This is a genomic window from Escherichia sp. KTE159, from assembly GCF_000408805.1.
Lineage (GTDB): Bacteria > Pseudomonadota > Gammaproteobacteria > Enterobacterales > Enterobacteriaceae > Escherichia > Escherichia marmotae.
Genome location: NZ_KE137292.1, coordinates 1141238 through 1155789, shown reverse-complemented (window position 1 = coordinate 1155789; position 14552 = coordinate 1141238). Strand labels below are relative to the sequence as shown.

Genomic DNA, 14552 nt, shown 5'->3' with positions numbered 1-14552 from the left:
GGAGAAATGATGCGCCATTGTGGGTGGTTGCTGGGACTGTTATCGCTGTTTTCTTTGGCAACACATGCCAGTGACTGGCAGGAAACTAAGAACGACGCCAAAGGGCAAATCGTCTGGTTTAACGCCTGGGGCGGCGACACCGCGATTAACCGCTATCTCGACTGGGTCAGCGGTGAGATGAAAACGCATTACGATATAAACCTGAAGATTGTTCGCCTGGCTGATGCCGCTGACGCAGTAAAACGCATTCAGACCGAAGCCGCAGCCGGACGTAAAACGGGCGGCTCGGTAGATCTCTTGTGGGTAAATGGTGAAAATTTCCGCACGTTAAAAGAGGCGAATTTGCTGCAAACCGGCTGGGCGGAAACATTACCTAACTGGCGTTATGTCGACACGCAACTACCTGTACGGGAAGATTTTTCTGTCGCTACCGAGGGGGCAGAATCCCCCTGGGGCGGCGCACAACTTACGTTTATCGCTCGCCGCGATCTGACACCACAACCACCGAAAACACCGCAAGCCTTGCTGGAGTTTGCCAAAGCCAATCCAGGCGCAGTTACCTATCCACGCCCACCAGACTTTACCGGCACAGCATTTCTTGAACAGTTGTTGATTATGCTGACGCCAGATCCCGCTGCATTAAAAGAAGCGCCGAACGATGCTACTTTCGCCCAGATTACTGCACCGCTGTGGCAGTATCTCGATGCGCTGCACCCGTATTTGTGGCGCGAAGGAAAGGATTTCCCCCCTTCGCCCGCGCGAATGGATGCCCTGCTGAAATCCGGCACATTGCGCCTGTCGCTGACCTTTAACCCCGCTCATGCCCGGCAAAAAATAGCCAGTGGCGATTTGCCAGCGAGCAGTTACAGCTTTGGCTTTAGCGAGGGAATGATTGGCAACGTGCATTTCGTCACCATTCCTGCCAACGCCAGTGCCAGTGCTGCGGCGAAGGTGGTCGCCAACTTCCTGCTCTCACCCGAAGCGCAACTGCGTAAAGCGGATCCTGCGGTCTGGGGCGATCCTTCTGTTCTTGATCCACAAAAACTGCCTGCCGGGCAGCGCGAAACATTACAATCAAGAATGCCGCAGGATCTGCCGCCAGTACTGGCGGAACCGCATGCTGGTTGGGTAAATGTGCTGGAACAAGAATGGCTACGCCGTTACGGTACGCATTAATTTTATTGCTGTGGGTGGTGATGGCGGTGATTTACGCACCGCTGATCCCGGCAGCTCTCACGCTGATAACGCCTGCCTTGTCGTTGACACACTGGCAGGCGTTATTTGCCGATCCGCAGTTATCACAGGCAATACTGGCAACGCTGGTGTCGACAACTATCGCGGCGGTAGGTGCGTTGTTGATTGCCCTGCTGGTGATTGTGGCGCTGTGGCCTGGCGCGAAATGGCTGCATTTGTGCGCCCGTCTGCCATGGCTGCTCGCCATCCCCCACGTCGCTTTTGCCACCAGCGTCCTGCTACTGTTTGCCGAAGGCGGCCTGGTTTATCAGTTTTTCCCTTTCCTCACTCCGCCAACAGACAGATTGGGTATCGGTCTGGGCATTACTCTGGCGGTGAAAGAAAGCGCATTTCTGCTGTGGATTTTGGCGGCAGTATTGAGTGAAAAAAGGCTGTTGCAACAAGTCATCGTGCTGGATTCACTGGGCTACAGCCGCTGGCAATGCCTGAACTGGCTGCTGTTACCCTCAGTCGCTCCCGCACTGGCAATGGCGATGCTGGCAATTGTGGCCTGGTCGCTATCGGTCGTGGATATCGCAATTATCCTTGGGCCGGGTAATCCACCGACGCTGGCGGTAATTAGCTGGCAGTGGTTAACCCAGGGCGACACCGATCAACAGATAAAAGGCGCACTTGCCAGCCTGCTGCTGATGCTGTTACTCGCCACCTGTGTTTTGCTGGGCTATCTTTTATGGCGCACCTGGCGGCGCACAATTCCCCGCAAAGATGGCGTTCGCAAACCAGCCACGCCTTTATTGCCCGGTAGTACGCTGGCGAGATTATTACCATTAACTGGCGTGCTCTGTGTGGTTCTGCTGGCGATCCTTGCAGATCAATCGACGATCAATGACGAGGCGCTATTCAATAGCCTGACGATGGGACTGGCAACGACATTCATCGCTTTGATCCTATTACTGCTGTGGCTGGAATGGGGAGCAAAGCGTCGCCAATTGTGGTTATGGCTGCCCATTTTATTACCAGCGCTGCCGCTGGTGGCAGGCCAGTACACGCTGGCGCTGTGGTTACATCTGGATGGCTGCTGGGCTGTGGTGGTGTGGGGACATCTGCTGTGGGTGATGCCGTGGATGTTGTTTATCCTGCAACCGGCCTGGCGGCGTATTGACTCACGGTTAATTCTGATTGCCCAAACGCTGGGTTGGTCGCGAGGCAAAATATTCTTTTACGTGAAATGCCCACTCATGCTGCGTCCTGCGCTTATTGCCTTCGCTGTCGGATTTTCAGTCAGCATTGCGCAATATATGCCGACGCTGTGGCTGGGTGCGGGGCGCTTCCCGACGCTGACGACTGAAGCAGTGGCGTTAAGCAGTGGCGGCAGCAACGGTATCCTCGCCGCTCAGGCTTTATGGCAACTGCTATTACCACTTATTATTTTTGCCCTTACCGCCCTGCTTGCAAAATGGGTAGGTTTTGCCAGACAAGGACTCCGTTAATGCTCTGCGTAAAAGATGTTTCGCTACGTTTGCCTGAAACCTGCTTACTGGAAAACGTTAATTTCACAGTCAATAAAGGTGACGTTGTCACGTTAATGGGCCCGTCTGGCTGCGGAAAATCTACGCTGTTTTCCTGGATGATTGGCGCACTGGCGGGACAATTTTCTTGCACCGGTGAACTATGGCTCAATGAGCAACGCCTCGACACCCTGCCCACCGCCCGGCGTCAGATTGGTATTCTTTTCCAGGATGCGCTGTTGTTTGATCAGTTCAGCGTTGGACAAAATTTACTACTGGCACTACCGTCAACGCTCAAAGGTGACGCAAGACGCAATGCAGTGGATGATGCGCTTGAGCGTGCGGGACTTGGCGGAACTTTCCATCAGGACCCGGCCACGCTGTCTGGTGGCCAACGTGCGCGGGTGGCTCTGCTGCGCGCCCTTCTCGCCCAGCCAAAGGCATTATTGCTTGATGAACCGTTCAGCCGTCTTGACGTAGCTCTGCGCGATAATTTTCGTCAGTGGGTATTCAATGAAGTCCGCGAACTGGCGATCCCCGTCGTTCAAGTCACCCACGATTTTCAGGATGTTCCTGCCGATAGTCCCGTTCTGGATATGGCTCAGTGGTCAGAAAATTACAACAAACTGCGATAACGCAAAGTTTTTCCCGATGCGTCAGTTCAGAATGGCGCACTCAAAACTACAATGTCGGGATTTTCGATGAAACGTGTTTCTCAAATGACCGCGCTGGCAATGGCTTTAGGGCTGGCTTGCGCTTCTTCGTGGGCCGCTGAACTGGCGAAGCCTCTTACACTTGACCAGCTTCAACAACAAAATGGCGCAGCAATAGATACCCGCCCAAGCGCGTTTTATAACGGCTGGCCACAAACCTTAAATGGCCCTTCCGGCCATGAACCTGCCGCCTTAAACCTTTCTGCAAGCTGGCTCGACAAAATGAGCACTGAACAGCTCAACGCGTGGATTACGCAACATAACCTGAAAGCCGATGCGCCGGTGGCGTTATACGGTAATGACAAAGACGTCGAAGCCGTTAAAACGCGTCTGCAAAAAGCAGGCTTTACGCATATCTCCATCTTGAGTGGCGCGCTAAGCGAACCTTCCCGTCTGCAAAAATTGCCGCACTTTGAGCAACTGGTTTACCCGCAATGGCTGCATGACCTGCAACAAGGCAAAGAAGTTACGGCGAAACCTGCGGGTGACTGGAAAGTGATCGAAGCAGCATGGGGCGCTCCGAAACTTTACCTCCTCAGCCATATTCCTGGTGCCGATTACATTGACACCAACGAAGTGGAAAGCGAACCACTGTGGAATAAAGTCTCTGACGAACAACTTAAAGCAATGCTGGCAAAACATGGCATTCGTCATGACACCACAGTAATTCTGTACGGGCGTGACGTTTACGCCGCCGCACGCGTGGCGCAGATTATGCTCTACGCTGGCGTGAAAGATGTGCGCTTGCTGGACGGTGGTTGGCAAACCTGGTCTGATGCGGGTCTGCCCGTTGAACGCGGTACGCTACCGACAGTGAAACCCGAACCTGACTTCGGCGTGAAGATCCCGGCGCAACCGCAACTGATGCTCGATATGGAACAGGCGCGCGGTCTGCTGCATCGCCAGGATGCGTCACTGGTCAGCATTCGTTCATGGGCTGAATTTATCGGCACCACCAGCGGCTATGACTACATCAAGCCAAAAGGTGATATCCCTGGCGCACGTTGGGGTCATGCGGGCAGCGACTCAACACATATGGAAGATTTCCATAACCCAGACGGCACTATGCGTACTGCGGATGACATCACAGCGATGTGGAAAGAATGGAACATCCTGCCGGATCAACAAGTCTCGTTCTACTGCGGCACCGGCTGGCGCGCATCAGAAACCTTTATGTATGCGCGGGCAATGGGCTGGAATAATGTCTCTGTTTACGACGGTGGTTGGTACGAATGGAGCAGCGATCCGAAAAACCCGGTAGCAACCGGTGAACGCGGCCCGGACAGTAGCAAATAACACTGCAATTACTGACGCTGAAGCCCCTTCAGCGTCAGATACCCACTCCACACCCGTGTAAATGTCGTCATCCAGCACAGCGCGCCAAATATCCACGCAAACCACGGGAAATACGCTGGAAAGAGGCAACTCAGAACAAACAGCAAAATCGTCTCGCTGCCTTCAGTTAATCCCCCCAGATAGTAAAACGATTTATGCGCATAACCGGGGTTATCGATCTGATGCTTCGCCGCCAGCGCAGCAAAAGCAAGAAAACTGCTGCCCGTGCCGATAAACGCAAACAGCAGCCAGCCGCCCGCCAGCGCATTTTGTTCTGGTGCCGCGAGAATAAAGCCAAACGGCACCAGCGCATAAAAGAGAAAATCGAGAGAAATATCAAGAAAACCGCCTGCGTCAGTTAATCCTCTACGCCGCGCCAGCGCGCCATCAAGACCATCAAGTAATCTGTTCAGCAAAATGGCGATCAGCGCAGGCAGATACCAGCCCAACGCCAGAAACGGCAGTGCCAGCACACCAACAGCAAACCCGACTAACGTTAAACCATCTGGCGTGATGCCGGGTTTATCAAGCACCTGCACGCATTGATGCAGCAAAGGTTTAATCCGGGGGTGAAGATGGCGGTCTAACACGGGCACTCCTTAAATATAAAGCCCTTCAGCTCGGGCAACACTGCGGATATTATGGCATTTTTCGCTTATCTGCCTGTGGGTAATTTATGAAAATGATTGATGTTGTTGCCGCCATTATCGAACGGGATAGCAAAATTTTACTCGCACAGCGCCCCGCTCATAGCGATCAGGCGGGGTTATGGGAGTTTGCAGGTGGCAAAGTCGAGCCGGATGAAAGCCAGCCGCAGGCGCTGGTGCGGGAATTGCGCGAAGAACTCGGCATCGAAGCTACTGTCGGTGTTTACGTTGCCAGCCATCAGAAGGAAGTGTCTGGCCGGATTATCCATCTTCATGCCTGGCACGTACCGGACTTCCACGGTACGTGCCAGGCACTCGAACATCAGGCGCTGGTCTGGTGTTCGCCAGAAGAGGCTTTGCAATATCCGCTGGCTCCTGCTGATATTCCACTTTTACAGGCGTTTATGGCTTTACGCGCCGCCAGACCAGCGGATTGGTGCTAATGGTTTTGTCATCCCGCTGGCATTGCAGCAATATCCCCTCCGCTTTAATCACTGCCCCCTCCGAATAGTTTTGATCCTGATAAACGCAGCACTGGTTACAGGGCTGCACCGATTGTCCGCCAGAACTAAACACCTCCGGCGGCACATTCACCTCTACATCCGGACGATATTGCGGGTTGGCCAGCGCAAAGAATGGAAATGCCAATGTTACGGCGAATAATGCTCTACTCACAGGAAACTCCTTATATTCGTTGTCTCTGCTACTGATAACGGTAACCGGGCAGAAAAACTTTAGCGTCTGGTTGCCGGATGCGACGTGCACGTCTTATCCGCCTCGAACCACTCTTGAAAATGCGCACGGTTTTCCAGGTCTGATAAAACGCACCAGAGTCACAGCAAACATTAGGTGACGTTTATAAAACCCGCAGATCATTAATTTGCTTTCCTGCGTCATTTTTTTCTTGCTTACCGTCACATTCTTGATGGTATAGTCGAAAACTGCAGAAGCATCTAAAACAAACAACACCAGCACAATCGTATTAATATATAAGGGTTTTATATCTATGGATCAGACATATTCTCTGGAGTCATTCCTCAACCATGTCCAAAAGCGCGACCCGAATCAAACCGAGTTCGCGCAAGCCGTTCGTGAAGTCATGACCACACTCTGGCCTTTTCTTGAACAAAATCCAAAATATCGCCAAATGTCGTTACTGGAGCGCCTGGTTGAACCGGAGCGCGTGATTCAGTTTCGCGTAGTCTGGGTTGACGATCGCAATCAGGTACAGGTTAACCGCGCATGGCGTGTCCAGTTCAGCTCCGCCATCGGCCCGTACAAAGGCGGTATGCGCTTCCATCCTTCAGTAAACCTCTCCATCCTTAAATTCCTCGGCTTCGAACAAACCTTTAAAAATGCTCTGACTACCCTGCCAATGGGCGGTGGTAAAGGTGGTAGCGATTTCGATCCGAAAGGGAAAAGCGAAGGCGAAGTGATGCGTTTCTGCCAGGCGCTGATGACTGAACTGTATCGCCACCTGGGCGCGGATACCGACGTTCCGGCGGGCGATATCGGCGTTGGTGGCCGTGAAGTCGGCTTTATGGCGGGGATGATGAAAAAACTGTCTAACAATACCGCCTGCGTCTTCACCGGTAAGGGGCTTTCTTTTGGCGGCAGTCTGATTCGTCCGGAAGCCACCGGTTACGGTCTGGTTTATTTCACTGAAGCGATGCTGAAACGCCACGGTATGGGTTTTGAAGGAATGCGTGTTTCCGTTTCTGGCTCCGGCAACGTCGCCCAGTACGCTATCGAAAAAGCGATGGAATTTGGCGCTCGCGTGGTTACAGCATCAGACTCCAGCGGCACCGTGGTTGATGAAAGTGGATTTACCAAAGAGAAACTGGCGCGTCTTATCGAAATCAAATCCAGCCGTGATGGTCGCGTTGCGGATTACGCCAAAGAATTTGGTCTGGTCTATCTCGAAGGCCAACAACCGTGGTCTGTGCCGGTTGATATCGCCCTGCCGTGCGCGACCCAGAACGAACTGGATGTTGACGCTGCACATCAGCTTATCGCCAACGGCGTTAAAGCGGTGGCCGAAGGGGCAAATATGCCAACGACCATCGAAGCGACTGAGCTGTTCCAGCAGGCAGGCGTGCTGTTTGCGCCAGGTAAAGCGGCTAATGCAGGTGGCGTTGCAACATCGGGGCTGGAAATGGCGCAAAACGCTGCGCGTCTGGGCTGGAAAGCCGAAAAAGTTGATGCGCGTTTACACCACATTATGCTGGATATCCACCATGCCTGTGTTGAGCATGGTGGTGAAGGTGAGCAAACCAACTACGTGCAGGGCGCGAATATTGCTGGTTTTGTGAAGGTTGCCGATGCGATGCTGGCGCAAGGGGTGATTTAAGTCATCAGGCGTTTGTGCCGGATGCGGCGTGAACGCCTTATCCGGCCTACGAAAACCCTCTGAATCAGAGAACAGCTCTGTAGGCCTGATAAGACGCGCAAGCGTCGCATCAGGCATTTGTCCGGGTGCGACGTAAACCCCCTGAAAATCTTCAGCATCACGCCTTTATGTTATCGCTCCACTGCCCGCATCTTCCGATGGTGGGCTTTTTTTCGGCGTTCGCTTGCGTGGTGAAGCCTTTTTCTTCTCTTCGCCGCTGCCCGGAGCCACTATGCCGCGAAACTGCCGCACCGGCGTGCGCTTAGCCTGATCAATCAGTTGGTACAGCGTCCCCACCAGCGGCTGCATAAAGTCCTGGTAGCGGCACTGTTTTTCGCTGATTTGCGTCAGCACCGATTCCCAGTGCGCTGTCATGTCCGGTCGCGTCGCCATTTCTGGCAGCGAATGGAATAACGCTTTTCCGGCATCAGTAGAGTGGATGTAGCGCCCTTTTTTGGTCAGGAAGCCGCGCTTGAACAGCAGTTCAATAATCCCCGCGCGGGTCGCTTCTGTGCCCAGACCATCGGTCGCACGAAGGATCTTCTTCAGATCTTTGTCCTGTACAAAGCGCGCAATCCCGGTCATTGCCGAAAGCAGTGTTGCATCGGTGAAATGGCGCGGCGGCTGGGTTTGCCGCTCTACCACTTCGCCCTTCTCGCACAGCAACTCATCGTCTTTTGCCACCACAGGAAGTGGCGTACCGTCGTTTTCTTCGTCACGCTCTTTGCTGCCTAACAGCGTGCGCCAGCCCGCTTCGGCAAGAAAACGAGCTTTTGCAACAAATTTGCCTTTTGCTATGTCCAGTTCGATCACACACTTGCGGAACACCGCGTCCGGGCAAAATTGCATCAGATACTGACGAGCAATCAGACTATAAACCTTCGCTTCGTTCTCCGTCAGGTTGATGGCCGAACTCCGCGCGGTCGGGATGATGGCGTGGTGGGCATCCACCTTTTTGTCATCCCAGCAGCGGTTGCGTAAATCTGGATCAACCACGGGCTGCGGCAGAAGACTCGGCGCATGGACACTGATGGCATTCATCACCGCATGGCGTCCGGCAAAATGTTCCTCCGGCAAATAACGACAATCGGAACGTGGATAGGTAATCAGCTTGTGCGTTTCGTACAATTTCTGACAGATATCAAGCACGTTCTGCGCACTCAGGCCAAAACGTTTTGCCGCTTCAATCTGTAACGTCGAAAGCGAAAATGGCAGCGGCGCGGATTCTGATTCCCGTTTATCGTTATAACTGGTGACAATCGCCGGTTGGCCGCTGATGCGGTTAACGACATGCTCCGCCAGCGGACGATGCAACAAACGCCCCTCTTCATCCTGGTACGGCTCACACGCTTCGCTCGGTTGCCAGATGGCGGTAAACCGCTCATCGGCAGGCGTCACGATATGCGCTTTGACTTCAAAGAAATCTTTCGCGACGAAGTTTTCAATCTCTTCGTCGCGGCGCACCACCAGCCCAAGCACTGGCGTCTGCACGCGCCCAACGGAAAGTACCCCCTGGTAGCCAGCATTACGCCCCAGAATGGTATATGCGCGGGTCATATTAATGCCGTACAACCAGTCGGCACGCGCTCGCGCCAGCGCAGAAACGCACAACGGTACAAACTCACTGTTGGAACGAAGACGATCGATCGCCCGCTCAACCGCCTGCGGGTTCAGGTCGTTGATTAAACAACGCTGAACTTGCTGGCGCTTTTCCGGCGCAAGTTGCAGGTAATCCAGCACTTCATCCACCAGCAATTGCCCTTCACGATCCGGGTCTCCGGCATGAACGATTTCGCTGGCTTCGTGCAGAAAGCGTTTGATGACGTTAAGTTGTTTGGTCACGGAAGGCCGCGGTTGCAATTGCCACTTTTCCGGGACAATCGGCAGATCTGCCAGATTCCAGCGCGCATAGCGGCTGTCGTAGGCGTCTGGCTGCGCCTGCTCAAGCAGGTGACCGATACACCAGGTCACCACCTGACCATTGCCGCATTCGATAAAGCCATCGCCTTTACGGTGCGGTTTGGGCAGGACATCAGCAATAGCGCGCGCCAGACTCGGTTTTTCGGCAATAAATAACCGCATTGAATTAACGGATCTCAACCATGGCACGACCACCGCGCGCAGGCACCAGTTCGCCAATCGCTGTCAGTTCGATACCAAATTCGGCTGCGGTAGCTTTAACTTCGTTTTCCGCCTCTGGCATAACCGCCAGTAGCAGGCCGCCGGAGGTTTGCGGATCGCACAGCAGATCGCGCACTTCGCGTGGCATTTCACCCATCAGATGACCGTAGCTGGCAAAGTTGCGTTCGGTGCCCCCCGGCACAGCGCCCAGCTTAATGTACTCTTCCACGCCCGGCAGTTTCGGGATTGCTTCATAGTCAATGCGCGCCTGCACGCCTGCGCCCTGGCACATTTCGCTTAAATGGCCCAGCAGACCAAAACCGGTAACGTCGGTCATCGCTTTTACGCCTTCAATGTTGGCAAAGGACGCTCCCGCGATATTCATCCGACACATCACTTCCGTCGCCAGTCCCTGATGTTCCGGTTTCAGCAGTGATTTTTTCTCGGCAGTGGTAAGAACACCAATCCCCAGCGGTTTCGTCAGGAACAGTTTACATCCCGCTTGTGCGGTACTGTTTTTCTTCACCCGTTCAGTCGGTACGATCCCCGTCACCGCCAGACCAAAAATCGGTTCCGGCGCGTCGATGGAGTGACCACCGGCCAGCGCGATACCCGCCTGACGGCATGCATAACGGCCACCTTCGGTCACTTCACGGGCAATTTCCGGGGACAGTTTGTTAATCGGCCAGCCGAGGATCGCAATTGCCATAATCGGTTTGCCGCCCATCGCAAAAATATCGCTGATGGCGTTAGTCGCCGCAATGCGACCAAAATCGAAAGGATTATCAACAATCGGCATAAAGAAGTCGGTGGTGCTGATGACGCTGGTGCCATTGCCCAGATCGTACACCGCCGCGTCGTCGCGGGTTTCGTTACCCACAAGCAAATTCGGATCAACAAACTTCGCCTGCTCACTGTGCAGGATGGTTTCCAACACTTTTGGGGAAATTTTACAGCCGCAACCAGCTCCGTGGCTGTATTGGGTCAAACGAATCGAGTTCTCGCTCATGGACATCTCCTGTCAATGCAATCCGGGTATGGTAACCCTCATTCCGTGAAGTGATAAGTGAGAGTGTCTGAATTCCTGCGTCTTTGCTCACAATCCACTCAGTTTCACCGCAATTATCAGAAATAAGTCACAAACGGTGTCGGGTCCGGAACGTTAATTGACGTTGACGCTTTCAACTGCGGTGTGCCGAGGTAGAGAAACCCGACGATTTTATCCTGCTCCCGACAACCGAATGCATCACGTAGCACCGGGCTTTCGGTTAACGCCCCACTACGCCAGATCCCGCCAAAGCCCTGGGCAACCGCAGCCATTTGCATTGCCATGATCGCGCAACCGGCAGACATTTCCTGTTCCCAGCGCGGGACTTTATGATTTTCTTCGCATTTCGCCACCACCGTTATGATAAGTGGCGCGCGGAACGGCGCATTACGGGCTTTGTCGATCGCTTTCTCATCACTCCCCGCAGCAACTGCGCCTTGTTCCAGAACGGCGCTGAAACGTTCGCGCCCTTCCCCCTCAATCACAAAAAAATGCCACGGTTGCATGGACTTATGGTCCGGCGCACGCATCCCCGCACGCAGGATGTTTTGCAGTTGCTCACCTGTTGGTGCGGGTTCCGCCAGGCGGGAGGCGCTACGGCGATTGATCAATAGTTCGAGTGCATCCATTTGATTAACTCCTGTCATGATGTTTATTCACAAAATTAACACGAGAGTGGATTTTGTTACAGCACAGGCCGCGATTCCTGCTGACAAGTGCCGGTTGGGTCATTACGATAACCACATCTATTGCACCTGCGACAGGTGTAACTTTTAGTCTGGGAGAATACATGCGAACCCTTTGGCGACTTATTGCCGGATTTTTTAAATGGACATGGCGTCTACTGAATTTTGTCCGTGAAATGGTACTTAACCTGTTTTTTATTTTTCTCGTGCTTGTTGTCGTGGGTATCTGGATGCAGGTCAGTGGTAGCGATAGCAAAGAAACCGCCAGTCGTGGCGCGTTGCTGCTCGATATCTCCGGCGTGATCGTCGATAAGCCTGACAGTTCGCAGCGGTTTAGCAAGCTGAGCCGTCAGTTACTTGGTGCCAGTTCTGATCGTTTGCAGGAAAACTCACTGTTTGACATTGTAAACACCATTCGCCAGGCAAAAGATGACCGGAACATCACCGGTATCGTGATGGATCTGAAAAACTTCGCGGGCGGCGATCAGCCTTCCATGCAGTACATTGGTAAAGCCCTGAAAGAGTTTCGTGACAGCGGCAAACCGGTTTATGCCATTGGCGAGAACTACAGCCAGGGACAATATTATCTTGCCAGTTTTGCCAACAAAATCTGGCTATCACCACAAGGCGTGGTTGATCTGCATGGTTTTGCGACCAACGGACTGTATTACAAGTCATTGTTGGATAAGTTAAAAGTTTCCACCCATGTGTTCCGCGTCGGTACGTATAAATCTGCCGTTGAGCCGTTTATTCGTGATGATATGTCACCGGCAGCCCGCGAGGCTGACAGCCGCTGGATTGGTGAGCTGTGGCAAAACTATCTCAACACTGTGGCTGCTAATCGTCAGATCACCGCCCAGCAAGTATTCCCTGGCGCACAAGGGGTGCTTGATGGCTTAACCAAAACCGGTGGCGATACCGCGAAGTACGCGCTGGATAACAAACTGGTCGATGCACTGGCATCAAGTGCCGAAATCGAAAAAGCCCTGACCAAAGAGTTCGGCTGGAGTAAGGCGGATAAAAATTATCGCGCCATCAGTTATTACGATTATGCTTTGAAAACTCCGGCAGATACCGGCGACAGCATCGGTGTCGTCTTCGCAAATGGCGCAATTATGGATGGCGAAGAAACCCAGGGTAATGTTGGCGGCGACACAACCGCAGCGCAAATCCGCGACGCTCGTCTTGACCCGAAAGTGAAAGCGATTGTTCTGCGTGTTAATAGCCCTGGCGGCAGCGTTACTGCGTCTGAAGTGATTCGATCTGAACTGGCAGCAGCCCGAGCGGCTGGCAAGCCTGTGGTTGTATCGATGGGCGGCATGGCGGCATCTGGTGGTTACTGGATCTCCACGCCGGCCAATTACATTGTGGCTAACCCCAGCACTCTGACCGGTTCTATCGGTATCTTCGGCGTGATCACTACCGTAGAAAACAGTCTGGATTCGATTGGTGTACATACTGATGGCGTTTCAACCTCACCTCTGGCGGATGTTTCCATTACTAAAGCACTGCCGCCGGAAGCGCAGCAGATGATGCAGTTAAGCATTGAGAACGGTTATAAACGCTTCATCACGCTGGTTGCGGATTCGCGTAACTCGACGCCAGAGCAGATCGATAAAATCGCTCAGGGCCACGTCTGGACTGGTCAGGATGCGAAAGCTAACGGTCTGGTCGATAGTCTCGGTGATTTCGATGATGCAGTTGCCAAAGCGGCAGAACTGGCCAAAATGAAACAGTGGCATCTGGAATATTACGTCGATGAACCAACCTTCTTCGACAAAGTGATGGACAACATGTCAGGTTCTGTACGGGCGATGTTGCCAGATACGCTCCAGGCTATGTTGCCTGCACCGCTGGCCTCGGTGGCTTCAACCGTTAAAAGCGAAAGCGACAAGCTGGCGGCCTTTAACGATCCGCAAAACCGTTACGCGTTTTGCCTGACCTGCGCCAACGTGCGGTAATCCCTGCAAATATGTGGCCGATATGCTGTCGGCCACACTCCTGAACCGGACTGTCTTTCACTTCCTCTCTCCACTACATTGCCTTGCTCATTCTGCATCTGATAAGGAGTCATCAGTGAATAAGGCACCCTCTTTAATTGCCGCTATTGTCCTCGGACTGGGGATCAGCGCCTGTGGTTATTTCGTTGGCGATGGAGTTAAGCATTTAAAAACTAACAACCGTTATGTGAACGTGCGGGGGCTTTCGGAAAAAGAAGTTCGCGCAGATACGGCTGAATTAACCATTGCGATTAACTTTAAGGGCAATGTTCCCGGCGAGCTTTTCCCAAAACTGGAAGACGCGCAGAAAAAAATTGTTGCCGAACTCAACGCTCAGGGGATTAGCAGCACAGAGATAAACCTGGGTCAATGGACAAGCAAGCGAACGGACTCCTTTTATCTCAAAGATGATCCAACGATGCCTCGCTATAATGCCGACGGGTCAGTGACGATAAAAACCCATAACGTTGCTGCCGTCGAAAAAGTCGTCGCTAAACTAAACGAACTGCAAGTCGCCACGGATGGTGCTATCGCTGATAGCAAAATCGCCTATCGTTTTAATGGCATTGGCGCACTTCGCGCTGAGATGATTGCCGCCGCGACAAAAGACGCACGCAACGCAGCATTACAGTTTGCGACAGATTCAGGTAGTCAGGTGGGGTCAATCAGCGATGCTTCGCAAGGGGTGTTCCAGATCTTCGCCAGTGGCAGTGATGAAGATGATCCTACGGCGATTAATAAAACGGTGCGCGTGGTAACGACCGTAACCTATGCGTTGCAGGATTAATCACTTTTCTCCGGCGGGACGCTACACCCTCTGTTCCGCCAGACTTTTCTCATATCCACAGAGTATCCAGGTGCGCTCCCTGCCCCTCACGTATATACTTTTGCTCTTTCGATATCATTCATAT

The 14552-nt window shown here is 53.1% G+C and carries 13 protein-coding genes; 8 read left to right on the top strand and 5 right to left on the bottom strand.

The window, feature by feature from the left end:
* The first annotated feature begins 9 nt into the window (after positions 1-9).
* The 4 genes from A31E_RS15945 (at position 10) to ynjE (ending at position 4711) form a co-directional block, all read left to right on the top strand.
* Entirely contained in the window at positions 10-1176 is a 1167-nt protein-coding gene (locus A31E_RS15945; RefSeq protein WP_016248647.1) for an ABC transporter substrate-binding protein, read from the top strand.
* Positions 1149-2684: an ABC transporter permease family protein gene (locus A31E_RS15950; RefSeq protein WP_000235013.1), complete on the top strand. Its 1536-nt coding sequence runs from the start codon at positions 1149-1151 to the stop codon at positions 2682-2684. Before A31E_RS15945 ends, A31E_RS15950 begins: the two co-directional genes overlap by 28 nt.
* Positions 2684-3337 carry an ATP-binding cassette domain-containing protein gene (locus A31E_RS15955; protein ID WP_016248646.1) on the top strand — a complete coding sequence of 218 codons (654 nt, stop codon included), beginning with the start codon at positions 2684-2686 and terminating at the stop codon, positions 3335-3337. Before A31E_RS15950 ends, A31E_RS15955 begins: the two co-directional genes overlap by 1 nt.
* A 66-nt stretch (positions 3338-3403) precedes the next feature.
* Positions 3404-4711, top strand: coding sequence for a thiosulfate sulfurtransferase YnjE (ynjE, locus tag A31E_RS15960; protein WP_016248645.1), 1308 nt, complete (start codon positions 3404-3406; stop codon positions 4709-4711).
* Between the two features lie 8 nt (positions 4712-4719).
* On the opposite strand, the gene A31E_RS15965 is transcribed toward ynjE, so the two are convergent.
* Entirely contained in the window at positions 4720-5340 is a 621-nt protein-coding gene (locus A31E_RS15965; protein WP_001516289.1) for a CDP-alcohol phosphatidyltransferase family protein, read from the bottom strand.
* 86 nt (positions 5341-5426) lie between these two features.
* On the opposite strand from A31E_RS15965, the gene A31E_RS15970 reads away from it, so the two are divergent.
* Positions 5427-5840: a pyrimidine (deoxy)nucleoside triphosphate diphosphatase gene (locus A31E_RS15970; protein WP_000781858.1), complete on the top strand. Its 414-nt coding sequence runs from the start codon at positions 5427-5429 to the stop codon at positions 5838-5840.
* Here the strand turns inward: A31E_RS15970 and A31E_RS15975 are convergent.
* Positions 5800-6072 (bottom strand): YnjH family protein, encoded by a 273-nt coding sequence (locus tag A31E_RS15975; RefSeq protein WP_000085224.1) that lies wholly within the window; start codon positions 6070-6072, stop codon positions 5800-5802. The genes A31E_RS15970 and A31E_RS15975 overlap by 41 nt on opposite strands.
* Before the next feature lie 331 nt (positions 6073-6403).
* On the opposite strand from A31E_RS15975, the gene gdhA reads away from it, so the two are divergent.
* On the top strand, positions 6404-7747 hold the full coding sequence (gene gdhA / locus A31E_RS15980) for an NADP-specific glutamate dehydrogenase (protein WP_000373052.1): 1344 nt from the start codon (positions 6404-6406) through the stop codon (positions 7745-7747).
* A 165-nt stretch (positions 7748-7912) separates the two neighbouring features.
* Here gdhA and topB read toward each other — a convergent pair whose 3' ends face one another.
* The 3 genes from topB to A31E_RS15995 all read right to left on the bottom strand — a co-directional run bounded on the left by topB (position 7913) and on the right by A31E_RS15995 (position 11584).
* Positions 7913-9868 carry a DNA topoisomerase III gene (gene topB / locus A31E_RS15985; protein WP_016248644.1) on the bottom strand — a complete coding sequence of 652 codons (1956 nt, stop codon included), beginning with the start codon at positions 9866-9868 and terminating at the stop codon, positions 7913-7915.
* A gap of 4 nt (positions 9869-9872) precedes the next feature.
* Positions 9873-10916, bottom strand: a complete 1044-nt coding sequence (gene selD / locus A31E_RS15990; RefSeq protein WP_001516286.1) for a selenide, water dikinase SelD — start codon at positions 10914-10916, stop codon at positions 9873-9875.
* A 116-nt stretch (positions 10917-11032) separates the two neighbouring features.
* Positions 11033-11584, bottom strand: a complete 552-nt coding sequence (locus A31E_RS15995) for an NAD(P)H nitroreductase (protein ID WP_016248643.1) — start codon at positions 11582-11584, stop codon at positions 11033-11035.
* Between the two features lie 161 nt (positions 11585-11745).
* Here A31E_RS15995 and sppA point away from each other — a divergent pair, with 161 nt between their 5' ends.
* Both sppA and A31E_RS16005 read left to right on the top strand, forming a co-directional pair.
* On the top strand, positions 11746-13602 hold the full coding sequence (gene sppA, locus A31E_RS16000; RefSeq protein ID WP_001259890.1) for a signal peptide peptidase SppA: 1857 nt from the start codon (positions 11746-11748) through the stop codon (positions 13600-13602).
* Between the two features lie 115 nt (positions 13603-13717).
* Complete coding sequence (locus A31E_RS16005; RefSeq protein ID WP_001030440.1) at positions 13718-14428, top strand: SIMPL domain-containing protein; 711 nt, start codon at positions 13718-13720, stop codon at positions 14426-14428.
* Positions 14429-14552 lie beyond the last annotated feature (124 nt).

What these genes read in the sequence shown, in the direction of transcription:
- A31E_RS15945 (WP_016248647.1), top strand. Translation starts at nt 10, where the DNA reads ATGCGCCATTGTGGGTGGTTGCTGGGACTGTTATCGCTGTTTTCTTTG.
- A31E_RS15950 (WP_000235013.1), top strand. Translation starts at nt 1,149, where the DNA reads ATGGCTACGCCGTTACGGTACGCATTAATTTTATTGCTGTGGGTGGTG.
- A31E_RS15955 (WP_016248646.1), top strand. Translation starts at nt 2,684, where the DNA reads ATGCTCTGCGTAAAAGATGTTTCGCTACGTTTGCCTGAAACCTGCTTA.
- ynjE (WP_016248645.1), top strand. Translation starts at nt 3,404, where the DNA reads ATGAAACGTGTTTCTCAAATGACCGCGCTGGCAATGGCTTTAGGGCTG.
- A31E_RS15970 (WP_000781858.1), top strand. Translation starts at nt 5,427, where the DNA reads ATGAAAATGATTGATGTTGTTGCCGCCATTATCGAACGGGATAGCAAA.
- gdhA (WP_000373052.1), top strand. Translation starts at nt 6,404, where the DNA reads ATGGATCAGACATATTCTCTGGAGTCATTCCTCAACCATGTCCAAAAG.
- topB (WP_016248644.1), bottom strand. Translation starts at nt 9,868, where the DNA reads ATGCGGTTATTTATTGCCGAAAAACCGAGTCTGGCGCGCGCTATTGCT.
- selD (WP_001516286.1), bottom strand. Translation starts at nt 10,916, where the DNA reads ATGAGCGAGAACTCGATTCGTTTGACCCAATACAGCCACGGAGCTGGT.
- A31E_RS15995 (WP_016248643.1), bottom strand. Translation starts at nt 11,584, where the DNA reads ATGGATGCACTCGAACTATTGATCAATCGCCGTAGCGCCTCCCGCCTG.
- sppA (WP_001259890.1), top strand. Translation starts at nt 11,746, where the DNA reads ATGCGAACCCTTTGGCGACTTATTGCCGGATTTTTTAAATGGACATGG.